Annotated in this window: 25 protein-coding genes and 2 pseudogenes; 17 read left to right on the forward strand and 10 right to left on the reverse strand. The window is 52.3% G+C overall.

The features are described from left to right. Positions 1–45 precede the first annotated feature (45 nt). Positions 46–1194: an alpha/beta hydrolase gene (locus tag BW979_RS17395; protein ID WP_076386648.1), complete on the reverse strand. Its 1149-nt coding sequence runs from the start codon at positions 1192–1194 to the stop codon at positions 46–48. 223 nt (positions 1195–1417) lie between these two features. Then, positions 1418–1631 (reverse strand): annotated as a pseudogene (locus BW979_RS17400) (response regulator); the annotation flags it as partial. Positions 1632–1838: 207 nt separating this feature from the next. On the opposite strand from BW979_RS17400, the gene BW979_RS17405 reads away from it, so the two are divergent. From BW979_RS17405 to BW979_RS17425, 5 genes are all read left to right on the forward strand, one after another. Next, positions 1839–2198, forward strand: coding sequence for a co-regulatory protein PtrA N-terminal domain-containing protein (locus tag BW979_RS17405; protein WP_076384695.1), 360 nt, complete (start codon positions 1839–1841; stop codon positions 2196–2198). 167 nt (positions 2199–2365) lie between these two features. Continuing rightward, the gene (locus tag BW979_RS17410; RefSeq protein WP_409936828.1) at positions 2366–2665 is read left to right on the forward strand and encodes a hypothetical protein; all 300 of its coding nucleotides are present in this window, start codon (positions 2366–2368) and stop codon (positions 2663–2665) included. Positions 2666–2744: 79 nt separating this feature from the next. Then, on the forward strand, positions 2745–2993 hold the full coding sequence (locus BW979_RS17415; RefSeq protein ID WP_076384697.1) for a DUF2933 domain-containing protein: 249 nt from the start codon (positions 2745–2747) through the stop codon (positions 2991–2993). A 5-nt stretch (positions 2994–2998) separates the two neighbouring features. Further along, entirely contained in the window at positions 2999–5356 is a 2358-nt protein-coding gene (locus BW979_RS17420) for a heavy metal translocating P-type ATPase (protein WP_076384699.1), read from the forward strand. 33 nt (positions 5357–5389) lie between these two features. Continuing rightward, entirely contained in the window at positions 5390–5557 is a 168-nt protein-coding gene (locus BW979_RS17425) for a heavy-metal-associated domain-containing protein (protein WP_076384701.1), read from the forward strand. A gap of 392 nt (positions 5558–5949) precedes the next feature. On the opposite strand, the gene BW979_RS17430 is transcribed toward BW979_RS17425, so the two are convergent. From BW979_RS17430 to BW979_RS17440, 3 genes are all read right to left on the reverse strand, one after another. Continuing rightward, positions 5950–7137 carry a phospholipase D family protein gene (locus tag BW979_RS17430; RefSeq protein ID WP_076384703.1) on the reverse strand — a complete coding sequence of 396 codons (1188 nt, stop codon included), beginning with the start codon at positions 7135–7137 and terminating at the stop codon, positions 5950–5952. Positions 7138–7165: 28 nt separating this feature from the next. Next, positions 7166–7879: an NYN domain-containing protein gene (locus tag BW979_RS17435; RefSeq protein ID WP_076384705.1), complete on the reverse strand. Its 714-nt coding sequence runs from the start codon at positions 7877–7879 to the stop codon at positions 7166–7168. A 292-nt stretch (positions 7880–8171) separates the two neighbouring features. Beyond that, positions 8172–9110 carry a DUF2971 domain-containing protein gene (locus BW979_RS17440; protein ID WP_076384707.1) on the reverse strand — a complete coding sequence of 313 codons (939 nt, stop codon included), beginning with the start codon at positions 9108–9110 and terminating at the stop codon, positions 8172–8174. Between the two features lie 1366 nt (positions 9111–10476). Between BW979_RS17440 and BW979_RS17450 the strand changes: the two genes are divergently transcribed. The 3 genes from BW979_RS17450 to BW979_RS17455 all read left to right on the forward strand — a co-directional run bounded on the left by BW979_RS17450 (position 10477) and on the right by BW979_RS17455 (position 13422). Beyond that, on the forward strand, positions 10477–10812 hold the full coding sequence (locus BW979_RS17450) for a hypothetical protein (protein ID WP_076384711.1): 336 nt from the start codon (positions 10477–10479) through the stop codon (positions 10810–10812). A gap of 280 nt (positions 10813–11092) precedes the next feature. Continuing rightward, positions 11093–12448, forward strand: a complete 1356-nt coding sequence (locus BW979_RS27450) for a hypothetical protein (protein ID WP_156893501.1) — start codon at positions 11093–11095, stop codon at positions 12446–12448. Then, complete coding sequence (locus BW979_RS17455) at positions 12445–13422, forward strand: hypothetical protein (protein ID WP_076384713.1); 978 nt, start codon at positions 12445–12447, stop codon at positions 13420–13422. Before BW979_RS27450 ends, BW979_RS17455 begins: the two co-directional genes overlap by 4 nt. Before the next feature lie 242 nt (positions 13423–13664). Here BW979_RS17455 and BW979_RS17460 read toward each other — a convergent pair whose 3' ends face one another. After that, positions 13665–13997, reverse strand: coding sequence for an antitoxin Xre/MbcA/ParS toxin-binding domain-containing protein (locus BW979_RS17460; protein WP_231990577.1), 333 nt, complete (start codon positions 13995–13997; stop codon positions 13665–13667). Between the two features lie 498 nt (positions 13998–14495). Between BW979_RS17460 and BW979_RS27835 the strand changes: the two are divergent. The 3 genes and pseudogenes from BW979_RS27835 to BW979_RS17475 all read left to right on the forward strand — a co-directional run. Beyond that, positions 14496–14672: pseudogene (locus BW979_RS27835) on the forward strand (serine/threonine protein phosphatase); the annotation flags it as partial. Then, positions 14672–14995 carry a hypothetical protein gene (locus BW979_RS17470; RefSeq protein WP_076384717.1) on the forward strand — a complete coding sequence of 108 codons (324 nt, stop codon included), beginning with the start codon at positions 14672–14674 and terminating at the stop codon, positions 14993–14995. The pseudogene BW979_RS27835 and the gene BW979_RS17470, both read left to right, overlap by 1 nt. Before the next feature lie 175 nt (positions 14996–15170). Next, positions 15171–15668, forward strand: coding sequence for a hypothetical protein (locus BW979_RS17475; RefSeq protein ID WP_076384719.1), 498 nt, complete (start codon positions 15171–15173; stop codon positions 15666–15668). 250 nt (positions 15669–15918) lie between these two features. Here BW979_RS17475 and mauJ read toward each other — a convergent pair whose 3' ends face one another. Further along, positions 15919–17256, reverse strand: a complete 1338-nt coding sequence (mauJ, locus tag BW979_RS17480; RefSeq protein ID WP_076384721.1) for a methylamine utilization protein MauJ — start codon at positions 17254–17256, stop codon at positions 15919–15921. A gap of 124 nt (positions 17257–17380) precedes the next feature. Between mauJ and BW979_RS27455 the strand changes: the two genes are divergently transcribed. Both BW979_RS27455 and BW979_RS17485 read left to right on the forward strand, forming a co-directional pair. After that, positions 17381–17632 carry a hypothetical protein gene (locus BW979_RS27455; RefSeq protein WP_172833797.1) on the forward strand — a complete coding sequence of 84 codons (252 nt, stop codon included), beginning with the start codon at positions 17381–17383 and terminating at the stop codon, positions 17630–17632. Positions 17633–17700: 68 nt separating this feature from the next. Beyond that, positions 17701–18594, forward strand: coding sequence for a hypothetical protein (locus BW979_RS17485; protein WP_076384722.1), 894 nt, complete (start codon positions 17701–17703; stop codon positions 18592–18594). A 195-nt stretch (positions 18595–18789) separates the two neighbouring features. On the opposite strand, the gene BW979_RS17495 is transcribed toward BW979_RS17485, so the two are convergent. From BW979_RS17495 to BW979_RS17505, 3 genes are all read right to left on the reverse strand, one after another. Continuing rightward, positions 18790–19062, reverse strand: a complete 273-nt coding sequence (locus BW979_RS17495) for a hypothetical protein (RefSeq protein WP_076384726.1) — start codon at positions 19060–19062, stop codon at positions 18790–18792. A gap of 122 nt (positions 19063–19184) precedes the next feature. Beyond that, positions 19185–20246, reverse strand: coding sequence for a hypothetical protein (locus BW979_RS17500; RefSeq protein WP_076384728.1), 1062 nt, complete (start codon positions 20244–20246; stop codon positions 19185–19187). 107 nt (positions 20247–20353) lie between these two features. Beyond that, entirely contained in the window at positions 20354–21295 is a 942-nt protein-coding gene (locus tag BW979_RS17505; protein ID WP_076386650.1) for a tyrosine-type recombinase/integrase, read from the reverse strand. Between the two features lie 209 nt (positions 21296–21504). Between BW979_RS17505 and BW979_RS17510 the strand changes: the two genes are divergently transcribed. The 4 genes from BW979_RS17510 to BW979_RS17525 all read left to right on the forward strand — a co-directional run bounded on the left by BW979_RS17510 (position 21505) and on the right by BW979_RS17525 (position 26540). Further along, positions 21505–22506, forward strand: a complete 1002-nt coding sequence (locus BW979_RS17510; RefSeq protein WP_076384730.1) for a DNA-binding protein — start codon at positions 21505–21507, stop codon at positions 22504–22506. A 490-nt stretch (positions 22507–22996) separates the two neighbouring features. Then, positions 22997–23956: an ABC-three component system protein gene (locus BW979_RS17515; protein ID WP_146091443.1), complete on the forward strand. Its 960-nt coding sequence runs from the start codon at positions 22997–22999 to the stop codon at positions 23954–23956. Positions 23957–24051: 95 nt separating this feature from the next. Continuing rightward, a complete protein-coding gene (locus tag BW979_RS17520) occupies positions 24052–24564 on the forward strand; it encodes a three component ABC system middle component (protein WP_083714415.1) in 513 nt (170 codons plus the stop codon). Continuing rightward, a complete protein-coding gene (locus BW979_RS17525; RefSeq protein ID WP_076384732.1) occupies positions 24564–26540 on the forward strand; it encodes a DUF3732 domain-containing protein in 1977 nt (658 codons plus the stop codon). The genes BW979_RS17520 and BW979_RS17525 overlap by 1 nt, the downstream gene beginning before the upstream one ends. Positions 26541–26696 lie beyond the last annotated feature (156 nt).

Raw genomic sequence — 26696 nt, forward strand, 5'->3', positions numbered from 1 at the left:
TAGGCTCCAGACAGGAGGAGGGGCCCGACGGCAAGGGGCGGGCGATTATCGTGTGTTTGCCACAGTCGAATGTTCTTGAGCCCCGGCCTCCAGCACCTGCACCATCACCTCGGATTGCCAGGCGAAGTACGGGTTGTAGGTCAACCGTGCATGGACTTTACCGGGCTCACGATAACCCCAGTCCGAATACCAGACAGGGCCACCTGCCTGGCATTGTTGGTAAGCCGTGTCGCTCTGGCCGTTCCAGCACAGACGCTGGTTACCCTGGCGACCATATTGCGGATTATCGGGGGAGAACAGCACGCCCATATGGGAAAACTGACTGATCTGCTCGGCCGGCAACTGGTCGCTGCGCACCAACAGGCGCGGACTTTGCAATTCGTTGGCGAGGTTGCCATACCAGATCATCCGCGACCCCGGGTTGGGGAAACGCCGATTGAAGGCGTCCCGTACAAACTCCACATCCACCACCGAGTCATGGGCCGCACTGACCACCAGCACCGGGCGGTCGAACGCCTGCGATGCCAGCTTGCTGCGCACGGCGGTACTGCTTAGGTAAAACTGGGCGAAGCCATTGGTTGGCACGTTCTGGTAGCGCAGGGACGTCTGCTGTGGGGCCGCGCTGGTCGGCTGCCGTAGCCATGGTTTGACCTTCGCCAGCCACGGCAGCACCCAATCAAACCCAACATTGGACTTGAACGCCGGGGAAAACAGCAGCAGCCCAGCGATCGACTGATCGTCCATGGCGTACGCCACAACCAGGTTGGCACCGGTGGAGAAACCGCCCAGGTAAACGTGGCCGACATCCTTGCGTAGCAGCGTCACCTGTTGTTCCACGGTTCGACGCCAATCATTGATGTCAACGTCGAGCATATCGGCCGGCCGAGTGCCGTGGCCGGGCAGCAGCACGGTGCGTACCCGATATCCCTGGCTGGCCAGTTGTGTCGCGACATCTACGAATGAGCCAGGCGAATCGCCAAGGCCGTGAACCAGAAGAACGCCTCTACCATTGGGCTGCGCGGGTACCCATTCACGGGGAGCGTTCCAAGCCAGCTCCAAGGTGTGGTCGGGATTCTGAAACTGCCGATTACGCTCAATCTGCGCCAGGGTTTGCAGGCGGTAGTCGCCAAAGCTGACCGGCGCCGGCTGGGCGACCTCAACCGGAGCGCGCGCGCAGCCGGCAAGGCCGATCATCAAGAGCGCGTAGAGTGCTTTCATTGGGTTTTCCATATGTCCATTTGATGTCCTATCGAGAGCGATAGATGTACCACGCGGGTCGCAGTGCACAAAACCCGGAAGAGTTACTTTAGGTGGGGGAGCTGACGTCAGGGTGACGGGTGGCTGACAGGGGTGCGAGTAAACGCGCTCTATACACATGCTGTTTAACAAGTGGTAGCTTTCGAGCATGCTCTGTGTGGTCTTTTCCTGTGGCGCGTACCATGCGCAGCACTTCCCACCCGTCCAGCCCAGGCATCATCACATCTAGGATCAAGAGGTCATAGGACTCACTCAGCGCGTGCTGTAGAGCATCTGTACCGGTCATAACCCGGTCCATTGAAGCCCGCTTCACTGAGGCCTTGCTGCAGGTATGCACCGGTTTTGGGTTTATCTTCAGCTACCAGTAGTTTCATGCGAGCAGACTCCAAATATCGGGTGGCCTGAATTTGCAGGCAAACCGCGCGCCCAACCAGAAGCTTACGAAAATGTAATTCTGACTTCAGGTCACTGACAGGGTGGCTTGTCTAGGGTGCAAGCACGAGCACTAGGTTGTGCTCTCGGCCCTCGACAGACCAAAAGCAGAGGTGCCGACCATAGTTTGCACTGTTGGAGACTGCCCCATGAAATCGCTGAAACCTTTGCTTCTGGTTGGTTCGCTACTGCTGTCTTCTATGACTTGGGCCGAAGGGGGCAGCGACCGTGTATTCGAGCGCATCCAGCAGATGCGTGACAAAGCAGAAGCCGTACTGGTCCAGGCGGAGAAGGCCCCGGTCGGCGAGCGGCATGTGCACATGAAGGAGCATATGAACATGCTCGAAGACATCATGAGCCAGCTGCACAACGAACATCCCGCGCCAGACATGTCTGCCGAAGAGCACCTGGCCTGGATGGAAAAGCATGACAAGCTGGTAGACGACGTGCTGGGTCAAATGATTCGAGAGCACAAGCTGATGATGGCCGACAAGGAATGCCATCAGTAAAGATTTCCTCCATCTTCCAGGCCTTTCGTGATTGCTCCTTTGGCCTAGCAGCGCCTCTATGGCGCGTTGCTTTTTCCCAGCTGACGCAATTGTAGTTTTGGGGTCAGCGGCCTGGCAGCAAGCGGGGAATAGCATGAGATTTCCAGCACCCATCGCGAGGTCTCACCATGAAAGGCTTATCCTTTAAGCTGCTGATCAGCACTCTGTTCATTAGCACCACTTTTCCGGCATTTGCCGAGGCCGGCGGCAATAGCAATGGCATCGGGCAGCAGACCCAGGCGACTCCGGGAACTCGTACCATCTTGGTAAAGATGGACGACATCAACTACAGCCAGAAAACGATCGATGTGAAACCGGGTGAAACCGTGCGCTTCGTTCTGAAGAACGAGGGCGCGTTGATGCACGAGTTCAACATCGGGCAGACAGCTTCCCAACTGGAACACCAGCGCAAGGTGATCGTACGCTGACGTCTATTGATACTCGTCAACTCCGCCCAGTCTGAGACACCTATGCTGATCCAGCTGCCATTGAAACGAGGCTATTGTCATGGACCATACCCATCACACCAGTACCACTGAACCGCCTTTTTGGAAGAGCAAGATTGGCATTGCGCTGATCATGCTGGCCGTAATCGGCATCTTCTATGTGGCACGCGAGCATTACAGTCACATCTCGCAGGCCCTGCCATACCTCATCCTGCTGCTATGCCCGCTTATGCACCTGTTTGGCCACAATCATGGCGGGCACTCCCACGCTAGCGGTGCCACGGTCTCCAAGGATGAAGATAGGAAATAAATCGCATGCGAAATTCCTCCTGCCACGATCACGGACATGCACACAACTCGCACGGTCAACCGGAAAGTCAACGCGACCCCGTGTGTGGCATGGAGGTGAAATCTGATAGCCCATACCGCGAGAGCGTTGAAGGGAGGACCTATCGCTTCTGCAGTGCCAAATGCCTGCAGAAGTTTCAAGTTGATCCCCACTCGTACATGGGCCACTCGTCTCATGAAGCACATCAGCATACGAGTCAGTCCCCGATATCGGCACCAGAAGGAGCCGCATATACCTGTCCGATGCATCCTGAGACTCGCCAACCGACCCCTGGCAACTGCCCGATCTGTGGCATGACGCTGGAGCCTGTCATCCCGGAATTGGAAGAGGAGGAGAACCCGGAGCTGAAGGACTTCTCACGGCGGTTCTGGTGGACCCTACCGCTGACCGTCATCGTGACCGTGCTGGCGATGGCTGGCCATTCCTTGCAACTGTTTCATGGCACGACCCAGAACTGGGTTGAGCTTGCTCTGGCGACGCCCGTGACGCTATGGGGTGGCTGGGTGTTCTTCGCCCGCGGCATTGACTCCATCCGGCACCGCAGCCCCAACATGTGGACGCTGATCGGTTTGGGAACGGCTGCTGCCTACTTATACAGTTTGGCCGCTACCTTGGTTCCGCGGTGGTTTCCGGCGGCCTTTGTCCAGGACGGACGTATCGGCGTCTATTTTGAAGCAGCCGCGGTGATTATCTCACTCACGCTGTTGGGCCAAATGCTCGAACTAAAGGCCCGCTCGCAGACGTCCGCAGCTATCAAATCGCTGCTGGGACTGGCGCCAAAGACAGCGCGGCGCATCAGGCCCGATGGAGTAGAAGAGGACATTCCTCTGACTCATGTCCATCAGGGCGATCATCTGCGTGTCCGGCCAGGCGAGAAGGTTCCTGTAGATGGCACTGTGCTGGAGGGTGAGAGCGCAGTCGACGAATCGATGCTCACCGGCGAGCCAGTACCGGTTACCAAGCGGATAGGCGATGCCCTTATCGGTGCCACCCTGAACACCCACGGCAGCCTAGTGATGGAGGCGCAGAAAGTGGGTGCCGAAACTATGCTGTCGCAGATCGTGCAGATGGTGGCCAAGGCCCAGCGCTCCAAGGCCCCCATGCAGCGTATGGCTGATGCGGTGGCAGGGTATTTCGTGGTCGGGGTGATCCTGATCGCGGTCCTTACGTTCTTCGGCTGGGGGCTATTCGGGCCGGAATCAGGCTGGGTATTTGGCCTGATTAATGCGGTGGCGGTGCTAATCATTGCGTGTCCCTGCGCTCTTGGTCTGGCAACCCCGATGTCCGTCATGGTTGCGACTGGCAAGGCCGCTAGCTGCGGTGTGTTGTTCCGCGATGCCAGCGCCATCGAAAATCTATGCAAGATCGACACGCTCATCGTCGACAAGACTGGAACCCTGACCGAGGGGCGTCCCGTATTCCATAGTGCGGAAGGGACAGGCGGTTACGACTCCAATGAGGTGCTGCGCCTGGCTGCTAGTCTCGACCAGGGTAGTGAGCACCCGCTGGCTCATGCCATCGTCGATCATGCGCGTGGTCAAGGCATTGCACTGGTCAAGCCGGCTATTTTCGAGTCTGGCTCGGGCATTGGTGTGCGCGGGCAGGTCGATGCTCATCAACTGCAGCTCGGCAACACCGCGCTGATGGACGAGGCGGGTGTCGATATTACCCCGCTGCGTAATCGCGCCGAACAACTGCGTCTGGAAGGCATCAGCATCATCTATTTGGCCGTTGATGGTCGCCTGGCGGGACTCCTGGCCGTTTCCGATCCGATCAAGCCTACTTCTCAACAGGCTGTCTCCAAGCTTCAAAGCGAAGACGTGAAGGTCATCATGGCCACTGGTGATGGCCTCACCACAGCAAGAGCCGTGGCGAAGCAGCTCGGAATCGAGGAAGTGCATGGTGAGGTCAAACCGCAGGATAAGGAGAATCTAGTCGCCGATTTGCAGGGCTATGGCCGTCGTGTCGCCATGGCGGGTGATGGCATCAACGATGCGCCCGCCCTGGCCAGGTCTGACGTAGGTATCGCCATGGGCACCGGTACCGATGTGGCGATGAACAGTGCCCAAGTGACGCTGGTCAAAGGAGATCTGATGGGCATCCCGCGAGCGCGCACCCTGTCAGTGGCGACCGTGAAGAACATGAGGCAGAACCTCGCCTTTGCGTTCCTCTACAACGCGATGGGAATCCCGCTAGCGGCGGGGCTGCTTTACCCGCTAACGGGGCATCTTCTGTCGCCCTTGATTGCTGCGCTGGCGATGAGCGTCAGTTCGGCGTCGGTGGTCTTCAATGCTCTGAGGTTGAAATCAACGGACATCGGCTAGTCTCCCAGACCACCGGACAACGGCTGGGCCTTATTGGGCTGGGGCAGTTGCGTGAATAAAATCACGAAGGTCATCCAGGCGCTGGATCAGAACGCACGGGTAGAAGTGGATCGAGCAGCCGGCAAGGTCACCGTTGAGAGCATAGAAAGTGCCGAATCGATCCGCATTACCGACGGCCTGGAGAAGGACAGCACGCAATGAATAAACACTTTCCACACATGTCGTTTTACAAGTGGGCGATGTCGACTGTTCATAAGCGATCCAAACATCAATTACGGCTTGGCTTTCGTACAGTTAGGACTGTTCAATGTTCACAGGCTCATGTTCGTGGAAATCTCAAATCGACGCCGCTTCAGCGGCGGTGAGGAGGAGGGGAAGCGCCAAGTTGGGGAGTGGGCAACTCGATCCGATCGGAAGTCCGGCACCAGTTCAATCGTAGTCCGAGGCACGCGCATCTGCGGAACTGTCTAAGCGGGCCAGAGAGATACTTTTTGTCCGTCACTCATGAACCAAACGAGCACTTTCTGGACGAGTGCCTGGGTTACAGGTCTCCGCAACGGGAATGGCCCACATTTGGGATCAGCAAGGCGCAGTCATTTTTTCTTCGCTTGATAGAAGATTGCGTCCAGCATGGCTGTCCGAGCGCACCAAGCCTTAGCTTCGTTACCGCTGCTGGGCATGGGCGACTTCCACCAAGGTGCTTCCTGTATACGCTCCACGACTTCTGGCCAATAGCGGTCATAGTCGAGCTTATCAGCTCGCACCATGCCTACATCTCGCGCCAACTGACCTCTGTTCTGCGCGTCGACACACAAGAAGATATCGGGGCGCTTCATGGAAAGGAGGCGAGTGGCTGTACCCAGTCCATGCCTGCCGGCTGAAAACCCCTTGATGAACTCCCTGATGAAGGTGTCGTACTGATCTTTGGTCACCGTCCCTCTGAGGGGAATAGCGTCCAGCGCTATGGAGAAGGCTGGTGCGCTAGCGTTCATCAAGCTGTAGAACTTGCCCGCTCCAGTCATTGATCCGAACCATTCTGGGTGATCTATGTCGGTGCTCCTGAGGCCAGCAATTCCAAGGCGTGCCTGCAATGGAATGTCATTGAAGTGCCGCGTACTGGTGAAGTGACTGGCGACCTGATCCAGCATGGCTAGGCGATCTTCGAAACCGTGGATCTTGTCCTTTTGAATTGCAGCGTAGAAGGTTGACCAGTCCATCGTCATCACCGGCGACTCCACCTCGGGCTTGGAGGCAGGAACGCCTCCATAGGTACCCTCAAGCTTCTCCCTAAGGCGTGCCTTGATTTTCCAGATCCTTCGGTAGCTATCAGCGTCCTCCTGGAGAATGCTTCTGCCTCCGTAGCCCTCAATAATATCCAGAACATCCTGCAGCAGTTCAGGCGAACCGTCTTTATGGGCGTGCAGGGTGGTCAACTCCGTGTTTTTGTTGATTGCCCCTGCCGTGAGGTTGGCACTGCCAATCAAGACCTCCCAACGGTCGTCTGTCCAGAATGCAAACACTTTGGGATGGAAGACCCCCTGAGGTTGCAGAACGAATCTGACGTGGTCGGACTCCACAAATTCGTCAAGAACATCGGGGTGGGTCTGGTAGAAATGGGTACCAATCACCCCGGTAGCTATCTTGGACTTTGCCTTCACCAACGCTGTGAACACGTCCGTTCCGGCAGACGCCCATGCGGTGCCGAAGCTGATATGGTCGTAACTGTTGATCAGTCTCAGCAGATTGGATTTGAGTGCTGTGTTGGTAGAGATCAGTTTCACTGGGCGGCATTCCGAATGGAGACTGAGGCTATTGATTATTCAGCCGAACGTGGATGTGAGTGATTTCTCCATCCGGTATTTCTTTTATTTCGATGTAGTCCTGAGCACGTACAAGCGCCCCCAGCTTGGCGAAGCCATAGTTCCGGGCATCGAAAGAGGTATGATTTTTGGAGATGTAGCCACCTACTGCTCCCAGCGGCGCCCAGCCGTGATCTCGAGCTTTTTCTTCAATGGCTTGGCTGAGGATCTCTTTAAGGTCAGGGAGGTTATCCATCGCCAACGGTGCTTCATCTTGGGCAGGTTTTTTCAACACTTCGAAGAAAATGAATTTGTCGCAGGCGCCGATGAATGCCTCCGGTGTTTTGCGTTCGCCGAGCCCGTAGACTTTCTTGCCCGCCTCCCGCAGCCGGGTTGCCAGGCGTGTGAAATCACTGTCGCTTGAGACGATGCAGAACCCATCCACGTTGCCGGCATACAGCAGATCCATGGCGTCGATGATGAAGGCTGAGTCGGTGGAGTTTTTCCCTTGGGTGTATGCGAACTGCTGCATTGGTTGGATGGCGTGCTTGTGCAGATGGTTCTTCCAGCCAACCAAGTTTTGAGTTGTCCAGTCGCCGTAAGCACGTTTGATCGTAGCGGTACCGTATTTCGCTACTTCCTCCAAGAGCTCTTTGGCGACGGACGAGCTCGCGTTATCAGCATCAATGAGTACGGCGAGACGAAGAGAGTCAGGTAAAGCCAAGGCGATTTCCTTTTCGAATGATGGCGTGTTGCCAGATATTAGGTGAAAAATCGCCGAGGTGTCTACTTAGATCCTGCGGCCTCTTTCGCGGATACGGGTTCTAACCCGCTAACACGGACAATTTCGAGTAAGCTCAAGCTGAGCTGAAGGAGTGTTCATGTCCAAAGCGCAAGAGACACGTCCCGAGTTCAAGTGGGAAGCCATCGAACTGGTTCGTCGTTCAGGGACGAACTGCCAACAGGTGGCCCTGGAGCAGGATGGAACAAGCCAGCGAGCCCACAGTGGCATAGTTTTATCGAAGTATGGATAAAAGGACACCTCTGTACTCTTCGAAGTCTAGTTCAAAGCGCTCTTCGCTGGGGCGTGCCTTTAGAACGTTTATGAACTTACCATTATCGTAGAATTTTCCGGCTGCTATTGGGTTTTGTTTGTTTTGAATTGCCTGGTCGATAAAGTTGTTGTTTTGTCGGCAGCCAAGAATGACCTTTGTTACGCGACCGAAGTCAACTATCTTTAAAAAAATGGAGCTCATGATTTGAGTCATGATCCACATTTGCTTGAGCATTTCAGCGCTGATTTCGCTTTGTTGTATATCTATCCATAAGTCTTCGCCGTCCGCTACTACTCCTGCGCGAGATTCGAATTCACTGAAGTCGAGGCCCTTGACCTGGAAGGCTTTTTGGCACTGCCCCCTATTAACTTTTACTATATCTGCATATGAGTGATGGAATGCAAACCTTTGTTCCTTTTCATACATCCATTCGTCAGATTTAGTAAATATATAGTGCCTTCGAATGTCGGGAATGGACTCAGAAGAAATTTCGCCTTGGTAACTTCTGAATTTTCTATAATCCACCTTTCCAAAATGTTTTGATTCTGGCATTGGTAAGGGCGGCGCATGGATAAATAGTGAGTTTGGATTGTCGCCGTCGATAGTGAGTTCGAAAACAGCTCCGCGGTGCTCGTCGGCGTAGTGACTCCACATCAGAAGGTTATCGTAAGTTTCTGAAAGCGAAATAACTCCAAACGACATAAAGTTTTCAATGTAATTTATAAAGCCTTCCTCCCTAGTTCCTTGTTTACTGTGCATATTCTGTATGTTTCGGGAAAGCTCCTTTGTAAGAGAGAATTCAAAAGGGTCATTCAGTCCATTCGGGTTTGCCAACCTTAGTAGTGGGAGCTCAAAAAATTCACAGGCGCGCTTGCCTGGCATGTATTTGTAAAGTTTCATGCGGCTTTCATCCTTTGGTTACATTCTTAGAGGGTGCTGTAATCGTAGATTGAACTTTTAACGCAGTTTGCGTCCAAGGCATTTTGCGCTATGAGTATGGTGACACTGTTCCGAATTCTAATGTGGCTAATGATTTTGAGGTGCAGTTGATCGCCATACTCTGTAGCACAGTGAATTGGCAGTGAGCATTTGTCTGAGACAGCGAGGGAGTAGTGGGTGTCCATGAAGCTTCCTAGCCTCTCTGTATCGTTGATGTACGCATAGTGGGTGTGGACGACTAAGCCCACTAAATACAGCGAGAGCAACACCCAACCTTGTCGGTTACCGTCTAGAAGTGGCAATAGGCTATCAAGTATCTAAAATCCATGCTACTAAATGCCAGTGTTCTCGTGCCCCTGCAGGTCTGTGATCGGACGCCATTCCGGGTCGAGGGGCTTGTCCGCGAAGTTTTGGCGGGCCTTTTTGGAGTAGCGGCTGCAGTCCGGGGTGGCTACCCAGGCAATTGGGGGCGCATGATGAAATCCATTCCAGTTTGCCAAGTCTTCAGGGCGTACAGATGTGCGGAAGTGGTCTCCAGTCGGCGGCGAACTTCCAAGTTGATTGGGTGCTCAGCCTGGGAATGTTCTTTGAGCTGTGCCAGTGGTGGGAACAAGGGATAATGGCTGACGGCTCAGTCATGGAAGCGAGTCCTGTAGATATCCGTTAGCCGGTTTGAAGGCGTGGCCTGTACATCGAGGCAGTTGTTGCAGTCGTTGATGCTGGCGGAGGCTCGTCTTCCGATGAGCGCATGCAGCACGTCGCAAAGATAGTTCAGACAGCGGTGCCAGTGCCGAACGGTCAAGCAGATCTTTTCAGGAGCCGTAGACTGATCGGGTGCACGCAGCGAAGTCCACTCGCGAAGCTTAGAGCTTAGAGCGATGAGCGATGAGCGATCAGAAACATGTGATGGTGATGTAAGAATGATTGAGACCGTGAAAGGGATTCTGGTTTTTAAGTCTGAAGGATTGGTGGCCGGGAGCAGTGGGAAGCTCAAAAGCTTAGGAGGCAGGGTGCGTAGGTCGTTGATGCAGTTGGATTCTGGTAATTCGTGGCAAATTCGGATTTTAGGGTGCAAGCGACACGATGTCCAATTTCATATATCTCCGGCCGTTCCCTAACCACTTAAAACCCCAATACTAAAAATTTAGCTTTCACTAAACTCCGGCAATTGGAAACAAAAAAACGGTAACAAGTGAAATTTAGTCTATATAAATAGGTTACATATATCCGGTAATTTGGGCAGGCGGCCGGCATCACTGGCCACCTACGTTTATTCTTTCCTCCGATAGCGTTCCGACCATACCAGTCGCTACCTTGGAGTCGAGCCATGACCTACGTAGGGGCTTTCGCCAATTCGGACATCCATCCAGATCTACTGATCATCACAAGCATCCATAAGCCGCCTCGCGAGGCAGTTCGCCTCTGCAGGCTTTCGGATGGTCTCCGGCTTACGCTGCCCCCTTCGCGCGTGAGTGTCATTCCTGACGGCACCGGCGCGTTTGAAGAGTACATGGCTGTTGAAATCAAAAAAAAACCGGAAACTCTCCAGCTCACTATCTGCTTAGATTCACCTCTGAGAGAGGGCGGCTCTATGGAGTACCTAGCAATCACGTCCCTGGCTGACGCCAGCTATCGGCTACCTGCCATAACATCCAATCTCTGAGCCAGCCAGATAGGAAAACAGCAGCCGCCTTAAAGTGGGTAAGGTGTCTTTGGGGGGGCATGACGGCCGGAACCTTTTCTGAAGAAATTCGAGCCAGACGAGGCGCGATTTCGTCTCACTGTCTGTCGTTTAAAAGAAGTGTAACGATGAATTTACAAGTTGTACGCAATCACGAAAAAAACTGTTCTAACCCTATAAGTTCTTTCTCAAGCTTCATATTGACATCATGCATTTGTTGATCTACACCTCACGAACCGCCTAGCACATCAAGGAGCGTGTCATGATAAAAAGCCCTTCGCTATTTCTCGCTGTAGTGTTGATGGCCTCCTTCGCTCACGCGGAGAGTTTTCCTATTGATGCTAAAGACTCGACCAGTCACGCGTGGCCAAACTACAATTTCACGGACAAACTTGACAAAAACCTCATCGATAACTACTCCAATGCCTTACAAGGAAAGTCCCTTGAGCAACTAAGGGAACAAACACCAATAGTAGATGACATTCGTCTTCAACAAAATAAAGATGAAGTTGTGCGAATTTGGAAAAACACAATAAATACGCCTTATGATCCCGGCCCTCAAGTCATTATGGAATACCTGACACGAACCAATCTTGGATTACCACCCAGCCAAGGCATCGTGACATCCCCTGCAACTACAAAACTAATAAAACAATCCGACCCAAGAATTACCACTTACTCAAACGGCTTCATCAACGATTTAAATACGTCTAAAGCCTACTCCATTAAAACTGACCCCAGTGCGACCCAACAAACCATAAGCGGCAACAATATTGGTAGCAAATACCAAAAGGTCGATCCCTTCCGCAATGAACTCTCTGGACTTTCACGGGCCATTCCAGAACAAGATCTCTTGAAGTTTCGTGTAGATAGCAAGGACTGTATTGGCCGCATTGTCTCGTCAACAGGAAGCAAAAGATTAACGCGAGAGAGAATATACCAATGCTTTGTTACGTTGAGCAGTCCTTTTATTAAGGTTGTGCCGGAAGGCGGCTATCTTGACGCCTTGAATCTTCAGACTTCAATAACTATAAGCCGGGATGGCACACACTCATGTATAGCTTCGTTTTATAAAAAAAATACATGGGTTACTGCTGCGCACTGTGTATCTGAAGCAAATATTATAGATGGCCGCTCAATATTGAGTGGTGGCAAACCAATCCCCATAACTGATAGCATGATTAAAATCTGCAAAAAGCCTGGATGCGACGTCGCATTCGTCACTGCTTCAACAAACATCGTCGATACATCGCGATATGAACTATATAACCCCAATTTATTATTGCTTACGGAGCAATCTCAAATTTTGATACCGGGTATTGAAGAAGGAATTCCTATTATCGCATCCGATAAAACTCCGTATAAATTTAATTTAATGTGGTCAGATGTTGGCAAAGGTTTTTGCAAAATATACCGCGTTCAAAATGGTTGTTTTAGTCACACTTGCAGCACGTTATCCGGCTTTTCTGGCGCGCCCGTGTACTGGGTCAACGCACCTAGCGGAAAAATCGAGTTAATAGGCATTCATTCTGGAGAAAGCATTGACGGCATTAAATGCAACAAAACTGATAGTAATTATGCGGTGACTGCCGACCTATACAATGGAGCAATAAAATGAAAAAGATGATTGTTCTGGCGTCACTCACGCTTTCTGCGTGCAGTCACTTTGACTCGACTTCATTTGAGTCCAAGAAATACGATTATAATGATTTGACTACAAACCCTCCTATTAAGGAAGTTCGCGTCTTCTCCATCGTCGACCAAACGGGTAAATGCCCTTTACAAAGCACGAAAGAAACACCTCAGGCTCTGGTAATTTCCGCCATTGGTTGGTTGGCCAAAGAGGCAATAGCTTATGGTAAAAGCGAACTTGAGGCGCGAGCCCAATATCTCGAAAGTGATATCAAACTTAACGGCCGAGCCCTTCTGCTCTCAGACTGGCCCGTAATGCCTGCGCAGAAGGAAGGCCTGTGTCTGCTTCTCGTCGCTGGCGAATTCGCAGCTACGCCAGATACCCCGGCATTGGATGCCTTCCGGGCGCACGTGCAGCCAAATACTGTACTCGATGGCGAAGGGAGTTTCCGTGAAACGATGTCGGACTATAAGCTACAAATCCCTGGCGCCGAGCCCATCGCTAACCCATTCACAGGGTTAATAGGCAACCCGGATTTTCTAATGGAGGTGAGGGTCACCCCAAAAACCGTTGGTGGCGCCTTGAACTACGTCGTATCGCCCACCTACCTGCTCTACCCGCATCCGTTGCACAAAATGACTTTCAATGGCCCTAAGCGAAAGCTGACAGTGGATCTTGGTCTGGGGGACTCCAAGGCTGCGCTGGCATTGGATGACTTCCAGAGCGGTCACGAGTACACGGCGAACAGCCTGAAAACTCGGTACGCGTTGGCTGCAAGCGCTTCGGGCAAACCCTTTGGCGCATTGTCTTTTGTTGTTACCGAAGGCCCTGACGCGGTACCAACCGCCAAGGCGTTGCGAGCGCTCGCAGAGAAAACGGATGACTTGAACAAAATCGTCGATGAAAAGGTGCAGGCGGCATTAGCCAAGGAAGCAGCCAAAAAACCTGCCAAGCCCTAACCAACGGGCATTTGATTCTTGGTAATCAATTTTAGGGACGAATTGGGCTCAATATCAGTCTGAGGTGTTATGCCCATCGCCACGCAAAGATCTTTAAGCCTTTTTTCAGAGTGTTTGGATTTGGCCAAGAAGAGAAGGGGAAGGGGACGGCCGATAATTTTCAGTCCTCTGGTTCAAGTGGCTATACACTTGGAGCAGTCCCGAGCGCGGATGATCGATCTTACGAAGCTCATAGAGGAGCTTTATTGATAGACCCCCAGTTCGACGCGTTCCAGGTAGTCTTCGATAACTTGAAACCCAATTGGATTACCTACCAGATTAATAGGGATATTATCGGCCAATTGCCTGCAGGGTCTAGCAAGCCATTCTTCGGCAAGCCGCAAGACGGTCATTGCGTGCTCGAGAACCTTTGCGTATTGAAATGCTATTGCGCTCTGGAGGGCACTGAGTCGGCCTGCCGCCGATTCGTCGCTTTTGCCTTGCTTCGGTCGACATGGCTTACCAACGATCCGTTCGATGACCTTTAGTGACAGGTTAAGCTCGGAAAGTAAGACCATAGCCTGGACATCTTTCAATGCAAAACCTTCCTTCGCGAGCAAGAAAATATTGAGCTCACTAAGCTGCTCGATTCAGAAGTGCGGGCGATCAATTTTTGCGTTTTTACTTCCCGACATTTCACATGTTTAGTTCTGAGCGCTGGGTGCAAGCGACACGACTAAACGCGCTCTATACACATCTCGTTGAACAAGTGGGCGATGTCAGATGTTCATGAGTCGCTCATGATTCGAACACCGCTGGCTTAATGCTCCAAAAATGAATACAGCTGTTCATAGATAGATGTTCATAGACCTAGTTTTCTCCGCCGTCCTTAGCCTCGTCGCCCAAGTCTCTGACGGTCCCAGTCCAGAGGGTGATGAATGCTGATTTTCAAAAAAAACATACTTTGGTAACTGGTTGGAAATAGGGTAGTCCCTGTCAGGCTCAGAATTGAGCAGTGTGGTATGTCCCGGAGCTAGTCGCTCATGGCACCTCCCAACAGCCTCAATTGTGAGGCTCGAAGGTCTCTAGAGAATACTGGGCGATTCACCAACGACTGGCCGCATTTGATCGAGAAGGCCCATGGGTGGGTGTTCGGTCACACGCATGAGGCTACAGATGTTGAGCTGGCCGGCTGCCGGGTGATCTCAAACCCCCGTGGCTACCCTGGGGAGAGCACCGGTTTTGACCCTTACTTCGAGATCCAAATCTAATGGCCACTTCGGCGATGAAGCACTTTTTTGACCACGCCGTCGAGCCGATGGTGCTCGAGCGGGATCTTCCCTCAGAAGTCATTCAGGCACAGGGCATTTCCTGGGGGGTGGTGGTCGACGCTTACCTTGTCAACGCAGCACGGGCAGGGCAGAGCTATGCGGCGCTCGTTTACAACGATCAGTCAAACGCTAGCTCGAATGGAATGACGGTTGCTACCCCTCCACTTCAGCTGGTTGAGACAAGGGCGGGGTTCAAGCTAATGCGCAGTCTAAGTGGCAAAGACTACTACATTATCGCTAGTGAGCTCAGCGAGCCGCGGTGAGCATCCAATTGGGTTGACTCACCCGGCCCAAAGGCCGCTTTCAAGCTGTAGTACTTGGCAAGCCGCGGCGAGCGCCTTGGATTTAGACCTTTATGTATCCCGCAGACCAATCCGCTGGACGGCTTCGTGCGCGCTCGCATTCACGTACCACTCCAAAGTGCACTAAGGAAAATGCATGTCTGATCTGAAAAAAATTGAGCTTACTGTTAAGAACTACAATGTTAAAAACTCCGCTGACATTGATACTCTATATAGCCAAGTTCGGTGCCAAGACAGTGAAGGAAAAACTATCTATTTCAAAGAAGTTTGCATGTTGGACTACTTGAAAAGGCACGGGGCGATTGTTGCTGACGAGCCTCTTACGTGGTACTACAAGCATTTGAACAAGAAATCCATCGTTCTAGTGGCGTTCCAAAAAGCAGATGGAAAGGTTGAGTATTACCTTGATCACCTGCGGCACGTTGCTAAATCCAGCATTCTCAAAGGGATTGTTTTCGCCGTAGCGGCAATTCCTGCGGGCTTGATCATCGCAACAGCGACTTTTGGTATCGGGCTGCTGTTTACGCCTGTGTGCCTCTTTTATGCATACAGAAGTCTCTTTAAAATCCCCCGGATGCTACGTCGAAGCACCCTGGTGAGCGAGCTTGCTGCGTATGGAGTCATTGTGCAGTAGCGGCTAGTCCAAACAGTTGCGAGGCTGCGTACCGATGAGGAGCAACGAACGACAGTAGCGGTAATTTTTGATCTCTTCGGTACGCTTTTGGAGATTCGAAACCGGCAGAATCCCTATCGACGGCTTCTCCACCTGGGCTCACAGCAGTGGCGTGCCGCGTCAACAGATGACATTCGCTGGATCATGACTCATGACCAGGGGATCGAGGGCACCGCGGCTGAATTTGGAATCGAACTCTCACCACCTCAGCTCACTGAGGATCGTCTCCAATCTCTGGCATTTCCTGCAATAGTTCGTTTAGTCCAGTGAGGGTGCGCTGATGCCCTGCGAAATCCGGGCTCCAATTCGCAGGCAGCATGTATGCCTCTGATTTGCCCATCCGGCGCTCTCGGTCGGCTGACCATATCTCCAGCGAACCGTTGCAGTAGAGCAGGAATTTAAACTGCTCTAGTGATATCTCGGATTGAATATCGCTTCGGCTTTCGCGCTTTTTGTTGAGCAGTACACATCCACCGATCGGGTCGATGATCAGTCGCTCATCTCTGAAGTCCATCCAAAACTCAAGTGCGACTTTGCCATTCGGTGATTCGAGTTTGACGCCGAGCTTCCCTTGATCCATGCCACCGGCTGTCATACGCATCCCTCCGAGATGCACGCACGATTTACCTTTCCGAGCCATCACGTAAAAATCATCAGGAAGCATGTACTCGCGGCCCTGAGCAAGCTCACCTCTCCGAAGCGCATCTAATTGCTCGTTGTCGAATAGGGTGCGAAAACCTTCTAGCTCGTACAGGTGCTCGCCCTCATAGGACGATGGGGGTGGTACACCGAGCCGTTCATCCATTGCCAGCTCTGCGAGATGGCGCATCAGTGGCTTGTCGAGATGGATTCGCTGGTGGTCATCCGGGTCATCGGGGTCGACGATATCTTCTCGCTCAGCGTGAGCGATTGCGTGGCGACCCTGCGTTGCCAGGTATTCGGAGATGTTGTCACCTTGCGCCTGAAGCTCTTCACGCCGGGAGATTGCCTCTCTGTCCGTCATGCGGAGCAGGGCATGCTCAATCCATGGCCCTCGTTCACGGCCATTGGGAAGAGAGCGGGCGAAGGCCTTGTAGAAGCCAAGGAAGGAATAGAATGGATTTCCAAGTGATAGCCCTTCACGGTAGTAGGCGAGCGCCTTTCGAGCTTCTTCGCTCTGTGGAACATGAAGGTTCTCGTCTGAGAAAAACTCGGTGATAGCGTTGTTCAGCATCCTGCCTACACGGAATGGACTGCTGCCCCCTCCCCACATGACGATGTCAACCTTCTTGCTTTCACGCCAAGCAATAGCTGTGGCCAGGCGCATGACAGCTGCACGGCCCTCGTTAACCGTTAATCCAAAGCCATTTGCTCGAATCGCGATCGCAGGGAGGCTGCGGTGCTGGCCGTCGACCACTGCCGGCTGCAGAAGGAAATCAAGATTTTCGAACCTGATGAATTGAGGGCGGTTTGGCCAGAAGACCTGGGTCTCTAGCCCACCTACCACCCATTGCCCTCTCTGGTTCTGGTACCGTTCGGCCAGTTCGAAAGGATCGTCGGTCGCCAGCATTGAGGGGCTCCTAAAAGTTGGTGGCGGCGGTGTGCCACTCCAGATTATATTCAAACTACATCAGCGGGGCGATATACTTGCTTCGAGCGAGAGAAAACTTCCTAGTGGATAAAGGAGCATGGTTGTGCTGAGTCAATCTGTGATAGACAGAGCTTTTGAGGATGTCAGTGGTGCGATAAATAGAGAGGCGGCAAAAAGCAAAAATTTTAAATTTGAAATGAGTATATCTAGAGGTGATGACTCATCTGCTGATTTTTATAGTTTGATGACTGGGTTGGAGCAACGATTGCTTGGGCGTTACAAAGGGTATTGCGTGCGTGCTGAGATGAGTCAAGGCGTCACTGCAATTCAGATTTATGTTGCTAGCTTAGATTGAGAACGTAGAGAGATGTCATTCACTTGGTCAGAGCTTGATGGTTTATATCTCGTGCTGTGCAAGGCAATATGATTCAGGCGTCTAGACGGCTTATATTCACCCACTGCAATGAAGAACTGGAGCAGAGGGGTTATTTCTTTGCAGACTGGCTTTATAACTTTGGCGGCACTGGGCTGCTGATAAAATATGAGGAGAAATTTTTTCTTCTGACGGCGCAGCATGTTATAAAAGCTCATTACTCGGAACCTCAGAATGAATCGCCATTTTTCACCAACGCCTTAGCGAAAAGTCAGTGGGATGACCTGAGCAAGCTCCTGTATCCAATTCGAGGTTGGGAAATTGGGTCTTTGATTAAGACCGATATTCCTTGGATTGATGATGAGGATATTGCGCTTGTAGAGATGGGGCAACCGATGCCAAGGGGATACCCCGAACACTTCTTGGACTTTGATACTCCAGATAGTGTTGTTTACCTGAGGCGAGATGAGTTCCAGGAAGGATTGATATTCCTGGCGGCAGGGTATCCCATCGGGGAAAATCATGTAATGCCTGCAGGCGAGAGCGAGCATGATTTCGCCACCAATCTTCATCGGTTTACCTATCCTGGTTTCTGCACAATGGAGAACGGAAGCCCCTACCTCAGATTTGAGCGCGAATACACTAATGTACAGATGAATGGGGTGAGCGGTGGAGTTGTTACAAATGTAGAGCCTAACGCTGAGCAGACTCGGTGGGTGGGCATGATACAGAAAGCTGGTAATGGAACGCTTCGTTTCTATCCGGCCTATTTGATTTTGCCAGCAATCTTGAAATATAGAGAAGCTCAGACTTATGTTATTGACCCGGCTGCCAATCTCGTAAATTTGGAGATGCAGGCTACTCCAGAAGCGATTCAAGCCCGAAAAGAATTTAACGAGATGGTTAGGCAAATGGGGGAATGCAAAAATCTTGAGGGGGTTTAGCTTCGCTTACCCTTTGGGCCTTGGGGTTACTCAGGAGTCACGGTGGGGCGCAGGTTCACAGACTCGAGTCAAATTGCAGACTGGTTTTCCGTGCCTAGTGATGACAAACGTCCAGCTGTCCTCAACCAGCCGAAGGATACGACGCCACCGGCGCCGCGCCTGTCTAAGGCTAATCACCTGTTCCGTGTAACCGCCTTACCCAAGGAGCCGGCGTAGCAGGCTTTCAGTCTGGCTTCCGGCATACTTGCTGTAAAATTCATCGAGCATGGCGCTGCGCCGCTCACCATTCACTAGGCTTAGGCCGTGAAGAGCATTCACCAGCTTCTGTTGCTCAACCACGCCCTCTTGAACCTCCAGCCACATTGAAGCCACCTGCTTCAAGATCACGTCGACAGCTATGGCATGGATCTGAGATTCGATAAGCTTGTTTCCGTTCACAGCTGTCTTCAGTTGTTGAGCTTTCTCCATGGCCTATCGTCACCCTGATTGGATGGGGGCGTGAAGCTGGCCAGATGCGTTCCAGGAGAGGCCCGCGTTCATGGTCAGGCCTCTCTATAAATGATGCTGCACCACCACAAAACGCTACAGTCCTATTGCTCAATGTACAGCAACATCATGTTAGAAAGGCTCATAATAAATGGAAGCATAGCTTTGCTGTTTTCGGCCTGATCAGAACTGTGCGCAATTTCGTTCCGTATTTTGCTAGATTCTAGCATTTTAGTCATAATTTTAGCTTTCTCAACCTCAGGGAATTCGGAACTTTCTTTGATGATAATTTGATAAATAAATAGCATCATTGTCCGCTGATTGGAGTTATTTAGTGTCTCTCGCAGTTGCTTACTATCAATGCCGAAAATGCTTGGCACGGCTTTGCTTTGGAATTTATCCGTTTTGAACGTGGCTTCAATCAGTTTATAAAAACAAAGGTAGCTTTCATCATAGAATCCGAGAAACTTATAATGCAGTCCTTTCTGGTAATGCCGTCTCATGCTAGTTGATAGCAACGAGAAGCGCTCATGATTCTTAACGACAACTTCTTTAGTAATGCTGCGTGGGTGAATAGGATAATGGCCTGCAGACTCATGACCACCGGCTTGCTGAAGCATCCTAAATATACCGTTTTCATTCCTTATATATAGAGACAAGGTGGCAGGAGTGAGCTTTGCAAAGTATCCGGAGAGCTCAATATGAGATATGATAATCTCTTTGATCAGACCTGCCTTCTCTTGAAAGTATTCTACCATGCACAGCATGATAATAGATTGAACTGGCACATCCGGGGTATCCTTCACCCTCCTTGCTACATCTTTTTCTAGTTTGCCGAAATCAATTCTTTTCAGCGTGAAAATTGTTGAGACGCGGTATTTGTCGGTTGCTTCGTAAGTTGCTCTAAGCAAGTTTTTTATGGTCACTGACTTAATCTGGATTGGGGAGTTTTTCAGTGTGCAATCAAAGCTAAGCCGGAGGTCTGGCACATCTAGAGTCTCATCTAGCGCTACAGGGCCTGAATTTTCTCTCATCTTTTCATGCGCAACTGCAGTTGCGAAGCTGAAGCCAGCATCAATCTCAAAATCAAGAAAAAATTCACCGCCATGACTTTTTTGTTCGAAATATTTTCCCCAGTTAATCGGGGTCAAAGTTCTATAGTACATGTCTCGTCCTTGTTCAGTTTAATAATCGTCCGATGCTCTGGCTCGCAGCGCTGTTATTTCAAGCAGCCCGCTTTCATGTGCAGATATCTAGAAGATACGAAATTCGCTCAAGTCATTTCCAGTCCCTCCGAGCTCCGGAGTAGTCCGCCAAATTGTTGAGCTGGCTCCACATACCGCAGCGCAGATTTCATATCGCTCCATCCCACGTACTCCATGAGCGTCTTGATATCCCAACCTGAGCTTGCCGCCCAGGTGGCAAACCCCCGCCGGATCGAGTGGGCGCTGTAGATCTCGGACGGCAAACCACACCGACCAAGGATGTCGCGAAGCAGGGGAATCAGGCTATGTGCGGCAAGAGGGCGATCGCTGATGTTGCCCCAGCGATCAATCCCCCTGAACACACCGCCACGAGTTAGGCCGGCAGCTTCGATCCAGTTCAGGTACGCCTCGACCGGGCACAGCTTGCTCAACGATGGTGTTTTGTACTCACGACCAATGTTCTGACGATCTCCTTTAGACGACCCAAGATAGAACCTGATCCCGACGTACCGCTCCGCATGCGTGTTTTCGATCGTGAGCTTGGCTAGTTCATCTCCGCGGAATCCCCTCCAAAAGCCAATGGTGAGCAAGGCAATGTCGCGGGTCGCCTTGAGAAGGGCGGCCATGTTGCCGGCGGCTCTTGCCTGATCAACCTCATCCTGCAGGTGCGCCACTGCTTTTTCGAGGTGCAGTAACGCAAGAGGAGCTGCTTGCCTCTGCTGCACGGGGTGTACCGCCCGGATGCCTTTAAGCAACTGCCTGACCTTGGGGGCTTTGGTGGGGTCGGGGAAGCCGTTGCTTTGGTGCCAGTTTGCGAGCGCGGCCAGGCGTTGCTTCTGCGTGCTAAGCGCCAACTGGTCGGCGTACTCAGCGATGTAGCGCACAACAGACTCAGTGGTGGTGGGCAGAAATCCGCCCCAGGTGATTTCGAAATGGGAGAGGGCGGCCGCATAGCTTTTCGACGTGTTCTGACGAACGCTCGCCTCTAGGTACCTATCTGCCTTGCTCACCACTTCCACCACCCGATTTGAGCCTTCGGTGGCTCGTTTTGGTTAGTTGTACCGCCTTTCGGGCCATTTTACCCCTATGCAAAGGGCTGGCAAGCCATAACTTTTGATTATATCTTGCCAGTTGTCGGCCAATTTCCAGCAAAGATTGGCTTTTTCGTATCATGTAACTGCATGACATGTGGCATGACACGAAATCGTCTGGAGGGTGTATGGCGCGAGGCGGCGTTAACCTAGCGGTGGTACAAAAGGCGCGGAACAGCCTGCTAATGCGCGGTGTTTATCCCAGCATTGATGCAGTCCGGGTGGAGATTGGAAATACGGGTTCAAAGACTACGATCGCTCGGTATCTAAAGCAGCTGGAATCACCAGGATCAGAAGCGAACCCTCGTGAACGTATGAGCGGCGCGCTGCGCGGGGTCGTCGAAAGCTTGTTGGATCAAGTCCAGGAGGAGGGCAGCCAGGCCTTTCTTGAGGCACGAGCAGAGTTCGAGCACGAGCGTAAGCTATTGGTCTCCCGAGCCGAGGCACTTGAGAGCGAACTCGATGAACTCAAGCTCGGCTTCAGGGCGCAAGGGGATGTCTTGGCTGCTCAAACTGAAGGGTTCAAAACCACTCAGTCCACACTGCAGACTGAGATCACGCGCAACGCCAGGCTCAGCCAGAGCTGCAATGATTTAGAGGTGCGGATTTTAGAGAAGGATGGGCAGATCCAGTCCTTGGAGCAAAAGCATGCACACGCCCGGGAGGCCCTCGAACACTACCGGGCTTCAGTTAAGGAACAGCGAGACCAGGATCTGAGCCGCCATGAATCCCAAGTCTATCAAATGCAGCAAGAGGTGACCGTCCTCCAGCAGACGCTTATGGTTAAGCAGGAGGAGATCTCCCGTCTGATCAGGGATAACGAGCGCTTCATTGCTGAAAATCGTCAGCATGTCAGGGAAGCCTCGCAACATCGTGAGGCTGTCGAAACCCTGCGGGCTGACCTGACCATTGCCAATGCTGCTACTGCACGGGCGGAAGGTGCCAAGGAACTGCTCGCTCATCAGCTTGAAGCCAAATCAAAAGAGGCCATTGAAGTCCATTCGGTAGGAATAGCAACTCAGCAGAGGGCTGAGGAATTACGGGTGCAGCTCGAACAGTGCGAAGCAAAGTTAGAATTGTTACGTACATTGAACCCAACTGGTGAGTCGCCTGAAGACCATGAAGACTGACGCGAAACAATAGGTGGAGTGCAAATGTACTCTTTTCCCACAGAAGCGTACTCCCACTCGTCCGGGCTAAGGGGAGCTCACGATGTTGCGGATCTATGTCGGTTTATCCGGCGCCCCAAGTGCGATAACATCCTGCGGGCAATGATGGCAATGTGCGATCTTTTGCTTGGCTCGTCGTCACCTGGGCTCGTAGGCATGCGTATCGCGGCTTCGCCAGGCTCCACCTACGCACGCAGCGGGCAATATAACAGCAGAGCAGGGATGAATGAATGTGACTGGCTCGGAATCAAACCCAATACCAACCCAGGCCCCTCAACTTAAGTCGAGTCGGCCGGGCTCATTCCTGGGGTTCTCTCTGCAATCTACGCGGATGTGTCTGCACCTCTGCGACGCCCCTAAGGATGCATTCGTCGCGTTGGAGGTATTTGATGATACAGATGTCCACCATGCTGACGGGTCTGTACTGCTAGAGCAGTCTAAGAGCGGCTTGGTGACAAACCCTATCAGCAACTTCTCCGTCGACCTTTGGAAAACATTCGCGAACTGGATCGATGTCATTGAGGCAGGTCTAGTCGACTTGAGCAAAACCCGCTTCCGTTTATATGTCCTTCAAGATAAAGACGGCGAGTTTGCAAACTCGCTCCATTTTGCCCACACGAAGGTGTTGGTAGATCGCGTCGTGCAAGAGATCCGTGATGCCTATGCGGCGGAAAAGCCCGAGCAGTGCAAACCCTACATTGAAAGATTTCTTGACTACGACGAGACGAAGCGCGCCGACCTTGTCATGGCCTTTGAGCTCGAAACAGGAAATGACGATCTGATCGGCAGGATTTCGAATTTCTTCGCGCTTACCGTCCCAGATGACAGGCTCGAAGACGCCTGCAACGTTGCCATTGGTTGGGTCAAAAACAACTCCGACGCGCTGATCGCCGCAAGGCAATACCCTGCGCTGTCGCGCAACGCTTTCAAAGACTACATGTCGACGTTCGTTAGTCGAAGCGCGCTGAACCTCCTGAAGACCTATACCGTACCTGCGCCCTCCGAAGACGAAATCGAGGAGTGCCGACCCTTGGCTTTGACATTGCTTCGTCAGCTAGACCTCATTGACAAGGCAGGGGATGGGTTCGAAGCGGTGTCAGATTTCTTGCAGTCCAAAACGAACAAGGTTCGATGGGGCGAGAAAGGCCTGGTGTGCGACCAGGATTTTGAGGCGTTTCGCAAGACTCTATTCGACAAATGGGAGCTTCTGAATAAGAAGACAAACATGGCCTATCCCACCGCTTCAGAACAGGATAAAGGACAGATGTTGAAAATGGAGTGCATGCTTATATCCGAGCCTCTGGACGGTACCGAGCCGCCAAGATTCTTCGTACGCGGAACCTATCAGGAGTTCGCCAACGTGAAGAAGGTTGGCTGGCATCCTCGCTACCTGAATCTGCTCGAAGATTGATGGAAGCTTCTGAATCCCGTCAATAAATACTATAACCGCTGGCTGCCTGGCTCCATCTGGAGGCATGCGGCTGGCTTTGAAACAGGTTGGCCTGGATGGAAACCCCTGAATTCAAAATGTCTCCTCGGCTCAACGACGAGATTTACTTGGTGCAAAATCCTGCCCTTGGGGCGGTTCTTATGTGGGAGTTCGTCAAAGGGTATAAACGGCAATGCACAGGCGCTGGCCCATCGCTGCCGTTTCTGTTTCTCGTATTGCCGATAATCTTCAGTGAGCCCCTACGGACGATCATAGGCAAGACCAATTCAACCTCAGGCTTACGGCTCTTCGCCGCCAAATTTTCCAAGGAGCAGGAGTTATTGTTATCCATCCAGCGCCGGATGCTGGCGCTGAGACAAACATCACTTAGCAGCGTGAGCATCGCACTGGACAGTGGCCTGTTAACCCTCGACTGCACCACTGCAGTCGTCCATTACAGCACCAAGCGATACCCGGCCAACATCCCTGACACGGTAAGAGAGTTAGGCAAACACGCAGACAAGCTTGGTGGTTGGTGTGGAGCGCTTTCCATCCAGGAAGTCCAGACCGCCCTACGGATAGGTTTTTGATGAAACTGCAAATTGAAAAACTGATTTTGTGGCCAAAAAATGGTCGCCATTACCGTGAAGTGAAGTTCACACCAGGTGCTGTGAACGTCATCAGCGGCTCCTCTAAGGCGGGCAAGTCCGCCGTCATTCCTATTATCGACTACTGCCTGGCCTCAGAGAAATGTGCGATTCCTGTAGGCACGATCAGGAATACTTGTGCATGGTTTGGACTGCTGGTGGACACGGATGAGGGCATGAAGCTGTTCGCGAGATCCGAGCCGGGTCGCCAGCGATCCACCGATGATATGTTCGTGCTAGAGGGGCAGAGCATTTCTATCCCAGCCAGGATCGAACGAAAAAACTCCAATCGCAACATCGTTAAAGAGATCCTTAATCGGCTGTCAGGCCTGCCCAACATCGGTTTCGGCGAGGACGTCAAATTCGGATTCAAGAATCGGCCCAGCTTCCGAGACCTGATGGCGTTCACCTTTCAGCCGCAGAACATTGTCGCCAATCCGGATGTCCTCTTCTATAAGGCAGACACGACTGGCCACCGGGAAAAACTGAAAGACATCTTTCCCTTCATCCTAGGTGCTGTCACGCCCCAGACATTACTGGCGTCTTGGGAAATGAAGGATCTGGAGCGCAGACAAAAACAGCTTCGGTCAGAAATCAAGACACTGGCGGACGCGTCAGCTCGGCTGCGGGGAGAAGCCAATAGCTGGTACTTCCGAGCGCGTGAGTATGGTCTGGTTGGTATCGACGCGGTGCTTTCCGAGGAGTGGCCTGTTGCGGTCGAACAGCTTGCCGCAATTCTGATGAAAACCTCAAGGGATGCTCAACCGAAACTAGAGACAATCCAGGCCTCGATCACCACCATTGGCGAGCTCAAGATCAGGGAAGAAATTATTGCCGCGAATCTATTCGCAGGTCGCCAGAAGCTAAATCAGCTGAGCGGACTGCAGAGAGATGCTGATGCCTACGTTTCTGCCCTAGAAACTATGAAGGATCGCCTGTCTCTCTCGACATGGCTCAAAGGCTTGGTGAAAAAAGAAAATGTGACACCTATTGGTGCACTCGTGTCCCCAACCCTGTCGCCATCGGGTGAGCTGGACGCGCTATGCGAGGCGCTCAGCAGCATCGAAGACAGCGCGCGCGTCGCGCCGATAGTTCCCGTATCGATCGAGAGCGAAACGCTACGGCTCCGAAACGCGATGAACGAGGACTCAGATGAACTTGATGCCATACGCAAAGAGATTAGAGCGATTGAGTTTGTCGACGCGCAAGCCAAAGGACAAGCGTTACGCGAAGCAGACATTGACCGATACCTGGGAAGACTTGAAGAGGCAGTCAAAAACTACAAAGAGGCTCAATTCGATAGCACCCTAGCCAGCGAGTTGGAGAAGGTGGACAAGCGGATGACGGAGCTTGCACCACTTGTGTCCGTGGATTTGATCAGAGCGAACACCCGTAAAATCCTGGATTCCTTGAGTGCTTATTGCGCGAAAATCACCCCGACTCTTGATGCTGAGTGGAAGGACGCGAGGATTGGGCTGTCGATCACGGACTTGGCCATCAAGGTGCGCCATGATGGCCGTGATGACTTCCTTTGGGAAATTGGTAGTGGTGCGAACTGGCTCGCCTACCATGTGGCCATGCTCCTCGCGCTGCAGAAGCTATTCATGGCCAAGAAAGCGGTCGAACACCCAGTACCGCATTTCCTAGTATTCGATCAGCCCAGCCAAGTCTACTTCCCGGTAAAACGTGCCGCGCAGGTCGAAGAAGAGCATGAGCTCAATGATGAAGACCGGATCGCGGTTCGTAAGGTTTTCAAAGCTTTCGCAGATGCTGTCAACTCTTCCGGAGGACGATTGCAAATCATTGTGCTCGACCATGCTGACGATGGTGTTTGGGGCAAAATTCCAGGAGTGGTGGCGACCGAAGAATGGCGAGACACCAAGCTGGTGCCTGACTGGTTCAGTCTTCCGCCAGAATAATGCTCGGACACTACCAGCGGCGCCTTGCCGGTGGCCTGGAGGCTCAACTCGCTAGCGCGGCTTCCTCCAGTGCAGCTGCAAGAACCTCCAAGGCGTCAGCCAAGCGGGAGTCCTCACGCGCGTCCCCACTGCTGGGAGTAAACTCCCGGCAGTGGC

Origin of the sequence: Pseudomonas sp. A214, assembly GCF_900156295.1 — a bacterium.
Classification (GTDB): Bacteria; Pseudomonadota; Gammaproteobacteria; order Pseudomonadales; family Pseudomonadaceae; genus Aquipseudomonas; species Aquipseudomonas rhizophila.

Coding starts and splice junctions, on each gene's coding strand:
- BW979_RS17475 (WP_076384719.1), top strand. CDS start 15,171: ATGTCTGATCTGAAAAAAATTGAGCTTACTGTTAAGAACTACAATGTT.
- BW979_RS17510 (WP_076384730.1), top strand. CDS start 21,505: ATGGCGCGAGGCGGCGTTAACCTAGCGGTGGTACAAAAGGCGCGGAAC.
- BW979_RS17450 (WP_076384711.1), top strand. CDS start 10,477: ATGACCTACGTAGGGGCTTTCGCCAATTCGGACATCCATCCAGATCTA.
- BW979_RS17495 (WP_076384726.1), bottom strand. CDS start 19,062: ATGGAGAAAGCTCAACAACTGAAGACAGCTGTGAACGGAAACAAGCTT.
- BW979_RS17410 (WP_409936828.1), top strand. CDS start 2,366: ATGAAAGGCTTATCCTTTAAGCTGCTGATCAGCACTCTGTTCATTAGC.
- BW979_RS17440 (WP_076384707.1), bottom strand. CDS start 9,110: ATGAAACTTTACAAATACATGCCAGGCAAGCGCGCCTGTGAATTTTTT.
- BW979_RS17415 (WP_076384697.1), top strand. CDS start 2,745: ATGGACCATACCCATCACACCAGTACCACTGAACCGCCTTTTTGGAAG.
- mauJ (WP_076384721.1), bottom strand. CDS start 17,256: ATGCTGGCGACCGACGATCCTTTCGAACTGGCCGAACGGTACCAGAAC.
- BW979_RS17405 (WP_076384695.1), top strand. CDS start 1,839: ATGAAATCGCTGAAACCTTTGCTTCTGGTTGGTTCGCTACTGCTGTCT.
- BW979_RS17520 (WP_083714415.1), top strand. CDS start 24,052: ATGGAAACCCCTGAATTCAAAATGTCTCCTCGGCTCAACGACGAGATT.
- BW979_RS17455 (WP_076384713.1), top strand. CDS start 12,445: ATGAAAAAGATGATTGTTCTGGCGTCACTCACGCTTTCTGCGTGCAGT.
- BW979_RS17500 (WP_076384728.1), bottom strand. CDS start 20,246: ATGTACTATAGAACTTTGACCCCGATTAACTGGGGAAAATATTTCGAA.
- BW979_RS17420 (WP_076384699.1), top strand. CDS start 2,999: ATGCGAAATTCCTCCTGCCACGATCACGGACATGCACACAACTCGCAC.
- BW979_RS27450 (WP_156893501.1), top strand. CDS start 11,093: ATGATAAAAAGCCCTTCGCTATTTCTCGCTGTAGTGTTGATGGCCTCC.
- BW979_RS17485 (WP_076384722.1), top strand. CDS start 17,701: ATGATTCAGGCGTCTAGACGGCTTATATTCACCCACTGCAATGAAGAA.
- BW979_RS17470 (WP_076384717.1), top strand. CDS start 14,672: ATGGCCACTTCGGCGATGAAGCACTTTTTTGACCACGCCGTCGAGCCG.
- BW979_RS17395 (WP_076386648.1), bottom strand. CDS start 1,194: ATGATCGGCCTTGCCGGCTGCGCGCGCGCTCCGGTTGAGGTCGCCCAG.
- BW979_RS17525 (WP_076384732.1), top strand. CDS start 24,564: ATGAAACTGCAAATTGAAAAACTGATTTTGTGGCCAAAAAATGGTCGC.